The organism is Sedimentitalea xiamensis (assembly GCF_030164465.1).
Taxonomy (GTDB): Bacteria; Pseudomonadota; Alphaproteobacteria; order Rhodobacterales; family Rhodobacteraceae; genus Sedimentitalea; species Sedimentitalea xiamensis.
The window spans coordinates 41,806-57,283 of record NZ_JASNJE010000005.1; the positions used below are offsets into that span (position 1 = coordinate 41,806).

15 protein-coding genes are annotated in these 15,478 nt (G+C 63.4%); 3 read left to right on the plus strand and 12 right to left on the minus strand.

Annotated features, from left to right (window positions below):
• Positions 1–19: 19 nt before the first annotated feature.
• Both QO034_RS05670 and QO034_RS05675 read right to left on the minus strand, forming a co-directional pair.
• Positions 20–697, minus strand: a complete 678-nt coding sequence (locus tag QO034_RS05670) for a TIGR02466 family protein (RefSeq protein ID WP_284484536.1) — start codon at positions 695–697, stop codon at positions 20–22.
• A 95-nt stretch (positions 698–792) separates the two neighbouring features.
• On the minus strand, positions 793–1,629 hold the full coding sequence (locus tag QO034_RS05675; protein ID WP_284484537.1) for a hypothetical protein: 837 nt from the start codon (positions 1,627–1,629) through the stop codon (positions 793–795).
• A 289-nt stretch (positions 1,630–1,918) separates the two neighbouring features.
• Between QO034_RS05675 and QO034_RS05680 the strand changes: the two genes are divergently transcribed.
• Positions 1,919–3,046: a CaiB/BaiF CoA transferase family protein gene (locus QO034_RS05680; protein ID WP_284484538.1), complete on the plus strand. Its 1,128-nt coding sequence runs from the start codon at positions 1,919–1,921 to the stop codon at positions 3,044–3,046.
• 7 nt (positions 3,047–3,053) lie between these two features.
• Here QO034_RS05680 and QO034_RS05685 read toward each other — a convergent pair whose 3' ends face one another.
• The 8 genes from QO034_RS05685 to QO034_RS05720 form a co-directional block, all read right to left on the minus strand.
• Positions 3,054–3,878, minus strand: coding sequence for a hypothetical protein (locus QO034_RS05685; RefSeq protein WP_284484539.1), 825 nt, complete (start codon positions 3,876–3,878; stop codon positions 3,054–3,056).
• Between the two features lie 295 nt (positions 3,879–4,173).
• The gene (locus QO034_RS05690; RefSeq protein ID WP_407696727.1) at positions 4,174–5,226 is read right to left on the minus strand and encodes a lipocalin-like domain-containing protein; all 1,053 of its coding nucleotides are present in this window, start codon (positions 5,224–5,226) and stop codon (positions 4,174–4,176) included.
• Entirely contained in the window at positions 5,216–7,627 is a 2,412-nt protein-coding gene (locus QO034_RS05695; RefSeq protein WP_284484541.1) for an FtsX-like permease family protein, read from the minus strand. Before QO034_RS05695 ends, QO034_RS05690 begins: the two co-directional genes overlap by 11 nt.
• Complete coding sequence (locus QO034_RS05700) at positions 7,624–8,280, minus strand: ABC transporter ATP-binding protein (protein WP_284484542.1); 657 nt, start codon at positions 8,278–8,280, stop codon at positions 7,624–7,626. The genes QO034_RS05695 and QO034_RS05700 overlap by 4 nt, the downstream gene beginning before the upstream one ends.
• Before the next feature lie 156 nt (positions 8,281–8,436).
• Complete coding sequence (cls, locus tag QO034_RS05705; RefSeq protein ID WP_284484543.1) at positions 8,437–9,849, minus strand: cardiolipin synthase; 1,413 nt, start codon at positions 9,847–9,849, stop codon at positions 8,437–8,439.
• 78 nt (positions 9,850–9,927) lie between these two features.
• Positions 9,928–11,040, minus strand: coding sequence for an acetoin utilization protein AcuC (locus QO034_RS05710; RefSeq protein WP_284484544.1), 1,113 nt, complete (start codon positions 11,038–11,040; stop codon positions 9,928–9,930).
• A gap of 70 nt (positions 11,041–11,110) precedes the next feature.
• The gene (locus tag QO034_RS05715) at positions 11,111–11,572 is read right to left on the minus strand and encodes a phage holin family protein (RefSeq protein WP_284484545.1); all 462 of its coding nucleotides are present in this window, start codon (positions 11,570–11,572) and stop codon (positions 11,111–11,113) included.
• Positions 11,573–11,588: 16 nt separating this feature from the next.
• Positions 11,589–11,864, minus strand: a complete 276-nt coding sequence (locus tag QO034_RS05720; RefSeq protein WP_284484546.1) for a hypothetical protein — start codon at positions 11,862–11,864, stop codon at positions 11,589–11,591.
• A gap of 300 nt (positions 11,865–12,164) precedes the next feature.
• Between QO034_RS05720 and QO034_RS05725 the strand changes: the two genes are divergently transcribed.
• Complete coding sequence (locus QO034_RS05725) at positions 12,165–12,992, plus strand: YihY/virulence factor BrkB family protein (RefSeq protein WP_284484547.1); 828 nt, start codon at positions 12,165–12,167, stop codon at positions 12,990–12,992.
• Positions 12,993–12,997: 5 nt separating this feature from the next.
• Here the strand turns inward: QO034_RS05725 and QO034_RS05730 are convergent, their stop codons facing one another.
• Positions 12,998–13,714, minus strand: coding sequence for an RlmE family RNA methyltransferase (locus QO034_RS05730; RefSeq protein ID WP_284484548.1), 717 nt, complete (start codon positions 13,712–13,714; stop codon positions 12,998–13,000).
• Positions 13,715–13,799: 85 nt separating this feature from the next.
• Positions 13,800–14,912: a Ppx/GppA phosphatase family protein gene (locus QO034_RS05735; RefSeq protein WP_284484549.1), complete on the minus strand. Its 1,113-nt coding sequence runs from the start codon at positions 14,910–14,912 to the stop codon at positions 13,800–13,802.
• 246 nt (positions 14,913–15,158) lie between these two features.
• Here QO034_RS05735 and QO034_RS05740 point away from each other — a divergent pair, with 246 nt between their 5' ends.
• Positions 15,159–15,461 (plus strand): virulence factor, encoded by a 303-nt coding sequence (locus QO034_RS05740; protein ID WP_284484550.1) that lies wholly within the window; start codon positions 15,159–15,161, stop codon positions 15,459–15,461.
• The last annotated feature ends 17 nt before the right edge of the window (positions 15,462–15,478 follow it).

The following is a 15,478-nucleotide window of genomic DNA, read 5'->3' on the forward strand; positions in this document are numbered from 1 at the left end:
TGGGCAGCGCATCGGTCGTTCAGGTGGGTTTTTTCCACTGGCTGATGTTGAAGCTGATGATGATCCGTTCGGCTTCGTTTCCGTCGCCTTCGGCTAGGTTCGGTTCGACGCTGTGGTAGAGCCAGCTTGGGAAGAACAGCATCTTGCCGGCAATCGGCTTGACCTTGACCTTGGTCCAGCATTCGGTCTTGCGCCGCTTGTTGGGAATGAAGGACGCACCGTTCATGATGGTCACGACACGCGGGTCGGTGAATTCGATCGCTCCGGCCCCTTCGGGCGCCTGGACATAGTAGACGCCGCTCCAGAGAGCGCCGGGATGGATATGGGCGCGGTTCGAACTGAGCGGCGGATTGGTGATCGACCACATGGTGGACACGCGCAGATGCTTTGACGGATCGTAACCGAGGTTCTCGTTCACGCTGGCCAGCATCTTGTGGATACGGTTGGTCAACCGGCTGAACTTCTTGTCCTTGTGAAGGTTGTTGTGGCTGTGCCAGCCACCAAGCGAACGGAAGTTGGAACGCTCGATCCCTTTGGAATCCTTTTCGCGTTCAGCGTAGATCGCGGCCAGGATTTCCTTGTTCATGTCTTCGGCGTCATGAAGCCTGGTCGAATAGACCAGCGTCGGAAAATAGTCGTCCCGGCGAAGTTCATCCTGCCCTCCGTCTGTTTCGATCTGTGAAATGGTGCGTGTCATACTGTTCTCCTGGTCTTGAAATTTTCGGTCCGGCCATGGCTGTCGTGTCTTGGTGTTACCGGTATTCTATGAATTGAAAGCAAATCGTCCTGGAATTACAGGCAGCCCTCCGGAACAGGGGGCGGTTCCGGAACGTCCGGCGCGCGGTCCAGAATGTTCTCGATGACACCGATCCGGGCCGGAACCGTTCTCAGGATGTCCAGACTGTCCACGGGCGGAATGCGTCCGGGATGCCTGAGCAGCGCATAAGCGAACAGCGCCGTATCGGCGAGGTCTTCGCGCTCCGGTCGCGAGGCGGCGTATCGGGTCAGGAACCGACCATCCGATTCCTGCGCCGCAATCCATTCCGGAGACAGCCGGTATTCGTTGTCGAGCGTCGCATGCACCGATTCATGCAGGAGCGACTCTTCGAGGCGGTTCTGTTCGATACGGCGTTCGGACATCTCGCTGTAGACGAATATCTTGCCGCTGCCGGCGTGAAATCCCTCGTCGCCCTTGTGAACCCCGAGCTGACGGATGCCGTGGCGGAACACCAGCGGCAACTGGCCGAGCCGGTAGCCATATCTTTCCGCCTCGGCGCGGGCCAGTTCAGGGGTTTCGAATTCGGGATTGAGCAGGATTTCGATCGGCGGCATGTCGGTGAAATGGGCCGAGAACAGGAACGCGTCGAGATCGAATTCATCGTCCAGGCGCTTGTCCCACATCTGGCGCAGGACGCGCCCTTCGTAATGCAGGCAAACGAAGGTGGACGGATCTGTCTCGCGGATCACGTCGAACACGGTATCGGCCATCGACGTGAAGGGCGGATCGTTTGCGGCGTGGCTCGGCTGCGCGGTCAAGGCAATCGCACCGATCACGCCGGCGCGCGCCAGCTTTGACAGGCGGAACGCCCGCAGATTTCCAAACCCTCGCCAAGTTCCTTGAGCGATCATTCCATCTCTTTCCGAATTGGTTGAGATATGCGTCTCATCCAGCGGTAAAATCATTTTTTAACAGCGCCTTGCCACAAACAAACGCCGGGTCGTCACGTTGGTGAAAAAAGTCTAGCGAAGCGTGCGGAACCGCGCAATGCTGGTATTTCTGACCTTTCCGGGCCTCGCTCGGGCGGGACCTGCCGGGGCGGGAACTGGCCGCCGCCCACCGGGGTATGATAAACGGCCTGTAAATCGCGCCTGGCTGCCGCCAGAATGGCGCGGAAGCCCAAAGTGGAATGGATAGCACATGCTGAATGGAACCCGAATAGTCGAGGTCGAAGGGCTCGGTCCGGCGCCTTTTGCCGGCATGATGCTTGCCGACCTCGGGGCGGATGTCATCGTCGTTCAAAGGCCAGGGACCGACCTGGCGCCGGGTCAGCCCGAGAAATCCATTCTGAACCGGGGAAAACGGTCCATCGTGCTCGATCTGAAGTCCGAGGGCGATCGCGCCGCGTTGCTGTCGCTGGCGCGGTCCTCGGATGCCCTGATCGAAGGGTTTCGTCCGGGCGTGATGGAACGGCTTGGTCTCGGCCCCTCTGACATCCACGGATTCAACCCGGCGCTCGTCTATGGGCGGATGACCGGCTGGGGACAGGATGGCCCCTGGGCGAACGCTGCGGGGCACGACATGAACTACATAGGTTTGTCGGGCGCCCTGTGGCATGCCTCGCCGCCGGGACAGCCGCCGGTGGTGCCTCCGACCCTCGTCGGGGACATCGGCGGCGGGGCTCTCTACCTTGTGATCGGAATCCTGGCCGGGCTGCTGAAGGCACGGACGTCAGGGCAGGGGACCGTGGTGGACGCGGCCATCTATGACGGTTCAGCCAACATGATGAACCTACTGATGGCGCTGGCCCAGACCGGCGGGTTCGTGTCCCGGCGCGGGCATAGCCTGCTGGACGGTCCGCATTGGAGCCGCACCTATTTCACCGCGGATGGCGGCGTGATGAGCGTTCAGTGTCTGGAGCCGAAGTTCTACGCCCTGTTCCTGCGAAAGCTTGGACTCCAGGACGACCCCGATTTCGCGCGGCAGTTCGACGCGGCGCTTTGGCCGGTTCTGTCCGCCCGACTCGAGGCGCTTTTCGCTACCCGTGACCGGAAGGCCTGGGAAGATCTGTTCCAGGGCTCGGACGCATGCGTCGCCCCGGTGCTGACACCGGAAGAGTCGGAAACCCATCCGGTCAACCTGGCCCGGCGGGCCTGGCGCCGGGACGGCGGTCAGCTGCAGGCGGCGCCTGCGCCGAGGTTCGCGAATGCGCCAGACTGGACTCCTCCGCCGATCGCAGGCCGCGGCGAACATACCGCCGAAATCCTGGCGGAACTTTCGACGCCCCGGCCGGCGTCCGCCACCAGCGAAAGACAGGGCCAGGACTGAGGATGGCCTAATGATTGGTCTGCGGCTGCAAAAGCACGACGTAAAAGGCGATGTCGTGATGCAGGGTCGCGCTGATCGTCGCTTCGTAGCAGCCGATCTGCGTGTGTTTGATATGGCGGCACCGGCTTGTCTGGACGATTCCGTGTTCAAGGATTTGCGCCGGGCTTTCCTTGATCTGAAGGTCGAGCGCCGCATAGTCGAATACGGACCGGTTCCAGGGGCCATGCGATCCGCCATCGAATGCCTGGCAGGCCTGTTTGTTCGCATAGCACACGATATGATCCGTATCGACGATCAGGACCGGAACCGGCAATATCTCTAGCCCCGCCCGCAGTTCGTTCTCCGGTGTGTTCAGGACCAGTATCCGCACGACCTCGCCATCGTCGGACGTGACGGGAACGATCAGTCGCCGCCATGTCGAGACAAAGACCCGGTTGGGTGGACGATGAACGGTCAGAACGCGCCGTTTTTGCTTGATGACGGCCTGATAGATGACGCTGAAGAAATTCCCGATATAGCCGGGGAAATCCTGCGTCGACCGCCCGGCCATGTCCTGTCCATAAACGCGCGCGATGCCGCGTCCGTAGTGATCGTAGTAAAAGTTTTCGCCGTCCGGCAGTCTGGACAGGAGGATCATCCAGTCTTTCATGCCGCCGAAAGCGTTGAGATCGAGAGCACCCGCGGGTATCGCTATGTCACCCTGGCTCAGCCGGTCGCAGGTATCGGCGAACCGGCGGAAGATTCCGTTTTCCATCAGGTCGAGATCAGGCGACCACAGCACCAAGGGCGCAGGTGCCCCCACCTCTGTGAATTCCGACCGCACCTTTTTCATTCTGGCATCCAGCGACGCCGAGGTTCGCCTTGCCGCAGTTCTGCCTTTTGGTGCCTTCCCGTTCAACATCGCGGTGAATCCCCAGGAAAATCGGCGGCTTTACCTTAGGTTAAGAATATCGAGGGAAACCTTTCAAAATGGTTAACGCGTCGCACGGTTCCCGCATTGTGTTCGGCCGGACCATGCGAATGCAAGCCAGAGGCCCCGCTGCAAACGAGCCCGAGACCGCAATCGACAACCGGCCATGTCGGTTCGAATCGATGCCGACAGGTTCCGAGGCAGGACAATGCCGGGATCAGTCGTATCCGGTCATTTCAAGGTATCCCTGCCCGGAATGACTTCCGGATATCGTGACCGGGCCTTCCCAGTAAGGAAAGGACGTGTCCATCCAACTGTTCAGATTCAGTGCTGCGACCTCGACATCAAGCCCCTGATCGGGCAACGAAACGCGCCACCGCATAGGAATATCCCGTCCGGAAACCCGCTCGGTCTTCAGGGGCCGGACGTCAAGCGCGCCATCGGAAAACGATTGGCTCTGCCCGTCGGGACCGATCCAAGTGGCGGACGTGTAGCCCGCCCCCGAGTCCCGCAGCTGGAACCCCATCATCCGCGCGCCGCTGTCAAAGCTGAGCGAAAACCAGTCCCAACCGGTCTGGTCCGGCGACAGGGGCTGTGTCGACCATTCACGGTCGAGCCATCCTTGTCCAGTGACCTCGACCGGACCATCCGGCAGGAAAAGCGTGCCAGACACGTCATAGGCCGGTTGCGAATAGTAATAGCTGGCCTGACCGTCGGCGGATTTGACCGAGTAACCTTGGTCGCCATGCAGGACAAGCGGGCCTTTGGCCGACAGCGCCAGTTCATAGCGGAAGGTTTCGCCACGCGCGGACAGGGTCAGTTCGGAAATACCCGTGTCCGGGTGCGCCTTCATTTCCCAATCGTCGATCCAGGCGGCAAACGGCGACGCGGTCACGCCGGCCTGTCCTATGCCGCCCCGCGCCAGTCTTTCCGCGACGTGGTGCTGGTCCCGCGTGGTGACGGCCGCATGACCCATCCAGAGTTGCGGGGTCTGCCAGCCCGTGCCGTCATCAGGTCGCAATGCCGATCGGAACAGGGTCCACTGCACCCCATAGGGGTCTCCGTCATCGCCTTTCAGGGTCGCGGTCAGATACCACCATTCGATCCGGTAATCCGGGTGCGCGCCGTGGTCCGCCGGAAATTCCAGCACGGCGCCGGGGTGCGGGATGGCGAAACCGTCGGCATCCGCACCCAGACCGGCGAACCCCTGCGCCGCCAGGGGCGTGGTTTGCAGCAGCATCCAAAACCCGATCCAGACCCTAGCGTTCATCGGCGAAGACCTTCAACAGGGCCGATGGCGGCATGCGGTTCAACCGGCGCGCGGGCAGCGCCGCGGCGATTGCTCCGGCGCAGAGGGCCAGAAGCCAAAGACGAAGCCAGTCCAGCGGGAAGAGATGCATCGGCAGCCTCCAGCCGAAGGATTCGACATTGATCACGGCCAGAAGAACCCAGGCCAGCGCCAGTCCCAGGGGCAGGGCCAGCAACCCGGTGACGCCGGCGAGAACGACGCTGCGCAAGAGCTCCAGCCGGGCCAGCTTCCTGCGGGTCAACCCCAGCGCCCAGAGCGGTGCAAGCTGCGGCAGGCGCATGGTCCAGAGGGTCAGAAGGCTGGTGAGGATTGCGAAACTGGCGACGCCCAGCGTCAGCACGTTCAGGGCCCCGGTCACGACGAAAGTCTTCTCGAAGACGGCGATCGACCTGTCCTTGATTTCGGCCTGATTGGCGATGGCCGAGGCAGGAAGGTCGAAGTTCCGCAATAGCGCGTCCTTCAGCATCGGGGCGCGGTCGGGCGATATCCGGACACCGAACTGGCGGGCGGGAACGCCATCGAAACGGGACAGCAGCAGGGGCAGGCTGACGATGGCCTGCCCGTCGGGGTTGCCGTAATCGGAATAGACCCCGGCAATCGTCATCGTCCAGCCGGCGGCCGGTGTCACGGAGTCTCCGGGCCACAGGTCGCCGCGCCGCGCCAGTTGTTCGTTGATCAGGATGCCGGTCCCGTCGGCGACCCGGTCCCAGACCGAAGGCAGCGATGCGATCAGCGGCCAGTTGTCGCGATAGGTGGCGTGATCGACAATGCCGTAGATGCGGGCGGGCTGGTTCACGATCCAGGTTTCGGCATGGCGGATCGGCAGGACCGCGTCCGCCTGTCCGTCCGACAGCCAGGACTCGATGCGCCGGCCTTCCTCGTTACTGCGGGCGGTGATGTAAAGTTCCGACGCAAGGCGTTGATCGAGCCACCCGCCGAAGGTGAGCCGGAAACTGGACACCATCGTGCCCACGCCGATATTGGTCGCCAGGGCCAGAAGCAAGGCCATCAGGGCCAGCGACAGACCCGGCAACTGGCTGCGCAAATCGGCCCAGAACCATTCCGCCAGCGCCCCTTGCGCGCGGTTTTCGATCAGGGACAGCACCCGCGATAGGGCAAGGGGCAGCATCAGGGCGGCGCCAAGCATCAGCCCTGCAAGCAGGACAAAGCCCGACACCAGCCCGCCCAGAAGCCACGGGCACGACAGGCCGAACAGCATCATGGCGACGCCGGCCTGCGCCTGACGGCGAAAGGCGGTTTCCGATGCCAGCCCCGAGCTGTGCTGACCCGGTGCGGTCAGGATCGGCAGACGGCGCACCTGCCAGAGCGCGTGCGTTCCCGCGGCGAGAGCTCCGGCAAGGGACATGCCTATGCCGCTCGCGAACCACTCCGGCTGCAACCGGAGACTGCCGGAAACCGGTGCGCCATAGAGGCCGCGCAGGGTGGCGGCGACATCCGGCAAAAGCGCGGCGGCGACGACATAGCCAAGAACCAGACCCAAGCCGCCCGCGACCAGCGCCAGAATGCCGAGTTCGACCATGAGCAGACGCATCACCAGCCCGAGCGGAACGCCAAGCGCGCGCAGGGTGCGCACCATCCCGCGGCGTTGTTCGAAGGCCAGACCGGCGGTGCCGTGCACGATGAACAAGCCGACCGCGAAGGACAGCAACCCGAAAGCGGTCAGGTTGAGGTGAAAACTGTCGGTGAGGCGGGACAGGTCATCGCCCGCCCGCGGCGCGGTCAATTTGAGCGTCGGAACGATGTCCGACAGCGGCGGCAGGTCGCGTGGCTGGCTGGCGAGAACCAGCATCCGGCTGATCTGCCCCGGCCGGTCGAGCAGGCGTTCCGCGGTGCCGATATCGGTCATGACGATCCCGCGGGGAACCCGGTCGCTCGTCACCAGGGGGACGGGCAAGGCGGCCTGTTCCGTGTTCCGGATGGTGTCGGGATGTGCGAAGAGACGGCCGGGCGCGGTAAGAACGTCGGCCGGCGAGACATCGGCCTCATCCGCCTGCGGGGCGATTTCCATCGGATAGGTCAGGACGTCGACGCCCAGAAGCGTGAACGACCTGCCGGCCAGACCGATCCGGCCTTCGAGAACAGGGCTGACCTGCCAGCCTGCGCGCCGGATCCGGACATAGGTGTCGACCGCGATCGGACCGGACGGCGAGGACAGCGTCGCAAACCTGTTGATCCCGAGACGTTCGGCAGCTTCCGCGTAGTTTTCGCGCGCCTGGGTGTTGATCGCCTGAACCGCCGACCAAAGCCCCGTGGCCAGCGCCAGACCCAGGACCAGCGTCGCCAGTTGCATGGGTTGCCGCCTCCAATGCGACAGAAGCGCCAGGAAGGTGCTGCGCGTCATGTGATGCGGCCGTTCTTCAGGACCAGGTGCCGGTCCATGCGGGCCGCGATCCGAGGTGAATGGGTGACGAGGAAAAGCGCCGTTCCCGCGCCGCGCACAAGGTCGAGCATCAGGTCGAGCACCGCGTCGCTGGTCGTCTCGTCAAGATTTCCCGTCGGTTCGTCCGCCAGCAACAGACGCGGGCGCAAGGCGATGGCGCGTCCGATCGCGACCCGCTGCTGCTGTCCGCCGGACAGCTGTTCCGGATAGCGGTTCTCAAGGCCCGCCAGCCCCAGCCTGTCGACGAGTCCGGCGATCTGGCGAGGATCCTCACGGCCGCCGAGGCGGGCGTGAAAGGCGAGATTCTGAAGGACGGTCAGGGACGGTATCAGGTTCAACTGCTGAAACACCAAAGCGACGGGTCCGCGCCGCAGCGCGGCTTTCTGCACGTCCGAAAGTGGCGACATGGCCATGCCGTCCAGCAGGATCTCGCCGCTGTCAAAACCGTCCAGGGCGCTGACGAGATGCAGCAGCGTGCTCTTGCCGCTGCCGCTTTCCCCGGTCAGGGCCAGGGTTTCGCCGGCGCCCAGGGTCAGGCATGCACCGTCCAGAACCGGGCGGGTGCTATCGGCGACGGGATATGTCTTCGTCACGTTCTGAACGTCCAGCAACATGATGCGGGCCTTCCGGTCGGCTTGGAACTGGTCAGTGGCCAAGATGGCGGGTTATGTGCCGGAGTCCACCGTCTTTCGCCCCCGTCGCGAAGATGCCGCGATCAGGATCGGCGATGCAGGCGCGATTCAAATTCAGTCCACGCGGCTCACCACGGATCAGAGCAACGGCGCGAACAACCTGGCCACCGGTGCTCCGAAACGCACGAAAGGCGGCTGTTCCGCAAGCGTTCGTTCCATTTCGTAGCTGCGTTCCATATCCCGGCGCAGCATCATGTCGACCTTCAGCGCGAATTCCTTGTCGAAGAACAACGCCATCGCCTCGAAATTCAGCCGGAAGGAACGGTTGTCCAGGTTGGTCGTCCCGACCGCGGCCAGGGCGTTGTCCACGACGAAGACCTTCTGATGCATGAAACCTTCGGTGTAGCGAAAGATGCGGACACCGGCCTCGCGAATGTCATCAAGATAGGCAAGGGCCGCCAGTCCGACCAAATGGTGATCGGCCTTGTCCGGCATCAGGATCCGCACGTCGATCCCGCGCAGCGCGGCATGACGCAAAGCCGTGACGATATCCTGGTCCGGCACGAAATAGGGCGATGCGATCCAGATCCGCTCCTGCGCCGCGCAGATCGCGGAAAAGAACATGAGGCTGCCGGTTTCGGTCAGGTCTCCGGGGCCGGTCGCGACGATCAATCCGACGGCATCCTCGTCCTGTGCCGGCGCTTCCCAGGTCAGTTCGTCGATCAACAGGCTGTTGGTCTGCCAGTGCCAGTCTTCGGCGAAGATCAGCTGCAATTGCGACACCATCGGACCCCGCAATTCCAGATGCGTGTCGCGCCAGGCAGAGAATTGGCTGTTTTTTCCCACATATTGGTCACCCACGTTCAGGCCGCCGATGAAACCGCAGGTGCCGTCCACGACCACCGTCTTGCGATGATTGCGGAAGTTGAGTTTGAAGCGCGACCACCTGCCGGTCTTGCCGGGATGGTCGGCGACGATGATGCCTTCGGCCCGGAGCGCGTCGAGATAGGCCTGGGGAAGACCTATGCTTGCGACCGGGTCGGTCATTATCCGGATCGTCACCCCGCGCCTGGCCGCCGCGACCAGATGATCCCTCAGCTTGCGTCCTATGGAATCATCCTGAATGAGGTAGAATTGCACGAGCACATAGCGCGCGGCCTTGTCGATGGCCGCAAAGATCGCTGCGAAGGTCTGCTGACCGTCGATCAGCAATCGGGCCGCGTTGCCCCGCGCCGCGGGCAGGTTCGCGCAATATTCGAACGGTGCGGGCGGGATTGCGGTGCTGCCGGGGGCAGGGGCCGTCTTGTCGCCGAAATCCTGGATGTTTTTCATCACCCGCGCGCTTTCACGGCGGGCAATGTAATAGCCGTGATAGCGATGCTGGCCCAGCAGCAGATAAGCGGGAACCGCGACAACGGGCACCGTCAGCAGAAAGACGACCCATCCGACTGCGCCCTGGGCGGTTCGGGCGGTTTGCGTTGCCCGCAAGGCGCAATAGCCGCCGGCAAGATAAAATCCGATCAGCGCCGCCACGCCTGCAAACGTCCACATCTTTCACCTCGCGTCCGTTTCAGTGGCAAGTAATACAGGCGATTTCCCGGCGCGCCAGCCTTTGCGCCCCGTCGCGAGTCATGGCCCGGCGGCGAACCGCCTGCGCAGATGCGCGACCCGGTCGCGAACGACGCCGCGAATCGGGCCATGGCGCCAGGGGTCTTTCAGTGTCGTGATCCAGTGTTCCGGTGCCTGCCGGCCTCGACTGCGCGCCCATGTCAGCGTCGCCAGCACGGGTCGGGCCGGCGTCGGCAGTGCGTCCGGAATGTCGTGATCGCAGAGTGTGGCCCAGACCCCGGCCCACAACCGTGCGACGGACCAGGGATTGTATCCGCCGCCGCCAAGCACCAGATAGCGCGGCGCAAGCGGGCGCAGGGCGGCCACGGTTTTCCAATGGCTGCCATTGGACAGGGCGAGACGGGACAGCGGGTCTTCCAGAACCGCGTCCGCGCCACATTGGAGGATGATCGCGTCGGGCTTGTAATCGGCCACTGCCGGCAGGATGAAACGATCCAGGATCAGGCCGTATTCCGTATCGTTGAGCCCGCGCGGCACCGGCAGGTTGAAGGCGGCTCCGCCGCCCGTGTCATCCAGTTTTCCGGTGAATGGCCAACGGTTTTCCTCGTGAACGGAAATCATCCGCACGCCGCCCAAAGCGGGCAGGGCGTGTTCGACTCCGTCGCAGTGATGCGCGTCGATATCGACATAGGCGATCCGCCCAATCCCCATGCGTTGCAGCGACTGGATGGCCAGAACCGGATCGTTGACATAGCAAAAACCGTTCGCCCTGTCCGGCATGCCGTGATGGGTGCCGCCGCCGGGAACATAGACGGTTCCGCCTTTCGCGATCAGACCGGTTGCCAGAAGCACGCCGCCGACGGATGTGGCGGGGCGGCTGAACATCAGCGGATAGACCGGGTTCGACAGCGTTCCGATACCGTGACGCCGGCGCACCCGGTCGGAGACCGCCTGTTCGCGTTCCGCGCGTTGCAGCGCCTCGATATAGTTCGGTGTGTGAAACGTGGTCAAGGCGACCGCCTTGGCGCGCGGGCTGCTGCGATAGGCCTCGCCCGGAAGCCATCCCATGGCCCGGCACAGGTCCGTCACCGTTGGAACCCGCGGGATCGCCAGCGGATGATGCGATCCGTAGCCGGAGTCCCGGTAAATCCGCGCACCCACGAAGAGGGGCATCGCCGGTTCGCGGCGAACCGCATCCGGTGGTCGGGGCATCCCTTTCAGAACCGACGCGATGGCAGACGACCTATTTCTTGTCCCCCCTGGTCAACAAGCCAAGCAGCGGACCGATCAGGGCGGGCAGCATGCTGCCCAATGGATCGCTGGCGATCCGGCGCACGTTGCCGGTCAGTTCGCGGGCTTCGACGATCGCGTCCTGCGCCTCCTGCTCCAGTTCGGCCAGCGCCAGGTCGCGCAGTTCCGCGACCGGCTTCAATTCCTCTTCCACGTTCATGCGAGAGGCGACGGCGAGGAGAATCCCCGCCAGGGCGAAATTGGCCAGCGCGATGACAAGGGCCGAGACCTGCGGCGTGAACCGTGATTGCAGCGCATGATACGCCGCCACGTTCAACATGATCAGACCCAATCCGGCGATCAGCCCCGCAAAGGCCAGCATCCCCGTCTGGCTGCGCAGCACAGCAAGCCGGCGGCGCGCGATCATTCGCTCGGTCCGGAACAGGATGGTCAGGTTTCGACTGATGCGGCTCATGTGCTCACTCCTTGCGTCACGTCTTTGACAACCGGCCGAGCACGAATCCCAGCCCGAACGCGCCGATCGCCGCCATCAGGGTCTTGTTCTGGGTCAGCGGGCCGAGTTCATCGGACAGTTTCGTCCAGAGTTGCGAAATCTCCTCGGACCCTATGCCATGTCTGGACAGCATTTCGGCGAATGCTTCCGGGGCATCGGTCCGGGCTGCCGCCTCGACGGTCTCGGAAACCTTCTGTTCCATCTTCTGTCGCAACTCCGCCAGTTCGGCTTCCAGCTCTGCCTTTGTCGCCATCGAATTTCCCCCGTGATGGTATGGATCGTCCTTCGTGCCGCGGTCCGTCAACAGCCCATTGCGGCGGGCCGCCGGCCCTTCAGACGAAGATACGGCCATCGGCCATTCGGTCAAGTGAGCGCGGCTGCAACAGGCGGCGTCGGAGTTTTCCGTTTGATCGTCAGACGTTGAAACCGGCCGCCGGTTCATGCAACCTTGCGCTGAAATGGATCGGTTTTTCACAGTGTCCAGGGCAGCCAGATTCTCGACAATCCCGTTCCGATGCGTTGACCGGCAATGACAGGACGCGGCAGGCGATTGATGAGCGACGTATTCCGGGCCTTTACGGACGCAATCGGAAAATTCGGCCGCAACCGGGGCTGGATGATGAGCAGCCATCTGGCCATGTCCATGATGCTGGCCCTGTTTCCATTCGTGCTGTTCATCGTCGCCCTCGCGGCCACCCTGTCCCAGGATGTCGATATCGACAACCTGATCGAACTCGTCTTCGGGTCCTGGCCGGACGAAATCGCCGAGCCGATCACTTCGCAGGTCCGTCAGGTCGTGGATGCGACGGATTCCCGGCTGCTGACCGTGGGCGGGCTGCTGGCCATCTATTTCGCGTCAAACGGAATCGACGCGGTCCGGCTCGCCATGACCAGCGCCTATAATGAAACCGACACGCGGCCTTTCTGGCGGTCGCGGCTGCTGTCTTTGCTGTTCGTCGTGCTCGGCGGGGCAGGTGTGCTGGTCGCGACCACGCTGGGTCTGGCCCTGCCGCTTTTCATCCGTTTCTTCGGGCAAGCCGTTCCGATCGAATGGATAGACTGGCTGGCAAGCGATACCGTCAACACGCTCATTCCGCTGACGCTGATGGCTCTCGGCGTGCTTGCCTGCCATGTCTGGCTGCCGGGCCATCAACATTCCGTGCGGCAGGTCCTGCCGGGCGTCGTGCTGACCATGGTGCTCTGGGCTGTCGCGGGCACCGGGTTTTCCTACTACATCTCCAGCTTCGCGAGCTATTCCGCCACCTATGCCGGCCTGGCCGGGGTCATGGCCGCGCTGATCTTCCTCTACCTGATGTCGGCGATCCTGATCCTGGGGGCGGAATTCAACGCGGCATTGGCAAGGCGCCGCAACACCGCCTGACCGGGTCAGCCTCTGAACCCGGTGGCGATCACGAATTTCTCGGAACTGTCGGACCGCGAGGCCGGCGGCTTCACATTCGCCACCTTGGCGAATTTCTGCTTCAGAAGCTTCTGCAGCTCGCCTTCCGCCCCTCCGGCAAGAACCTTCGCGACGAAGGTGCCGCCGTCTTCCAGCACATCGAAGGCGAAATGGGCCGCGGTTTCGCACAGCGCGATGATCCGCAAATGGTCTGTCTGCTTGTGTCCCGAAGAGGCGGCGGCCATGTCTGACATCACCACATCGGCCTTGCCGCCCAGCCACTCCTTCACCCGGTCGTCGGCGCCGTCCGCCATGAAATCGAGGGTATGGATTTCGGCTCCCGCCACCGGTTCCACCTCCTGAAGGTCGATCCCCAGCAGCCGGCCCCGCGCCTTGCCCTGCTTTTCACCCAGCGCGTTGATCCGTTTCACCGCCACCTGGAGCCACCCGCCCGGCGCGCAGCCCAGGTCGACAACGCGGGCGCCCGGCACGAGGAAACGGAACCGGTCGTCGAGTTCCAGGATCTTGTAGGCGGCACGTCCGCGATAGCCTTCGGCCTGTGCGCGCTTCACATAGGGATCGTTCAGTTGCCGCTGCAACCAGCGGGTGGAACTCAGCTTCCGCCCGCGGGCCGACTTGACCTTGATCTTCAGGTCGCGCTGACCGCGCCCGGATGTGTTCTTGCCGCTCGGCGTCTTGCCCATGCCATTTCACCTCTCGCTCGGCTGTCCTTCCTCTTGCCGGATACACTCCGGGGGAGTCCGCGTCAGCGGACGGGGGCGGCGCCCCCTAGAACGGACCGTCTTCCAAAACCCCGTCAGCGCTCATCTGGGCGTAAAGCAACCCCTCGCGCAAACCCCGGTCCGCAACCGACAGCCGGTCCGTGGGCCAGCAGCGCAGCAGGGCTTGCAGGATCGCCGATCCGGACATGATCAGCGCCTGACGGTCCTCGCCGATCCGCGGATCGCGGCGGCGGCCGGCGGGGCCGAGATCAAGGTATCCCCGGATAACCCGGTCGATCTGGTCCGAGGTCATCCGCAGCCCATCGACCTTGGTGCGATCATACCGCTTCAGTCCCAAGTGGCTCGCCGCGACCGTGGTCACCGTGCCCGACGTGCCGACGATCTGAAACCGTTCACGCGCCTGCTGGTCCTTGTAAGGGGCGAATTCGGCGAGGTTTTCCTCGAAGAACCAGCTCATCAGCGCGAACCGGGCGGAATCGTCCTCCACATCGTTGAACTGGTCTCGCAGCGTCGCCACGCCAAGCGGCACGCTGATCCAGTCCACGACCTTGGCCGCCGGAAACGGGCTTTCCGGCGGATGAAATCCTGCGTGCAGACGCATGATCGCCTGCGGACGATCGCGCCGGGGCACCGAACTGATGTCGATCCAGACAAGTTCCGTCGATCCGCCGCCGATGTCGACCACCAGCAGCTGTTCGGTCTTGGTGCTGACCAGCGGCGCGCAGGAAATAACCGCCAGCCGCGCCTCTTCCTCGGGCTGGATGACTTCAATGTTCAACCCGGTTTCGCGCTGCACCTGGCGGATGAATTCCACCGAATTGGACGCGCGCCGGCAGGCTTCGGTGGTGACCAGCCGCATCCGCTTGACGTTGTTGCGTTTCAGTTTCTGCTGGCAGATCCGCAGGGCCTGCACGGTGCGGGCCATGGACGACCGGGACAGCCGCCCGGTTCTTTCCAATCCGGCGCCAAGCTGCACGGATTTGGAAAAACTGTCGACCACGTGAAAACCGCTGCCCTTGGGCTGGGCAATCAGCATACGGCAACTGTTGGTGCCCAGATCCAGCGCGGCATAAAGCTCTGCCGGATCGGGCGGTTTCGGCGCGGGGCTCTCGACCGCTTTCGGGAATGCGCCCGCACCATTGGGACGCTTGGGCGCCATTTGACACGCCCTCCGATTTCAAGTTGGGATCAGGATATCGACGGTTCCTTCGGACCGCAAGGCTTTGCAAATCGATCCGGCCAGGGGCGGAACGGCGAATCCGCGCTCCCAAGCACTGTGCTTTGCCGGCAACCCCGCAACCGGACCGAGTCCGACAGGTCGCTGCGCAGACGTGTTCCGTCGAAAACAGGCGCAGCAAGGTGCTTACGGTGCAGTAGACAGGCGCGAACAACAGAGGAATCAGACATGCCCGAGGTGACGATCGTTTACTGGCGCGATATCCCGGCACAGGTGATCGTCGGCAAGGGCCGCAAAGGGTCCAAAAGGCAACTGGCCGAACGGTTCGAACAGGCCATCGACCGGGCCGCGATGAAGGTGAACGCCAGGGACACGGACGCCTATCTGGCGGAATGGCGCAAAGCGGCGCCCTATGTCGTCGAGGGCGAACCGGATGCCGTGGCCGAGGCGGAAGCGGCGCGTCTGGAAGAGCAATACGACAGGGACCGCATCAAGGCCCTGATTGACAACGACGGGTGGGCATCAGCCTGACAATCATGTGGGAGGCC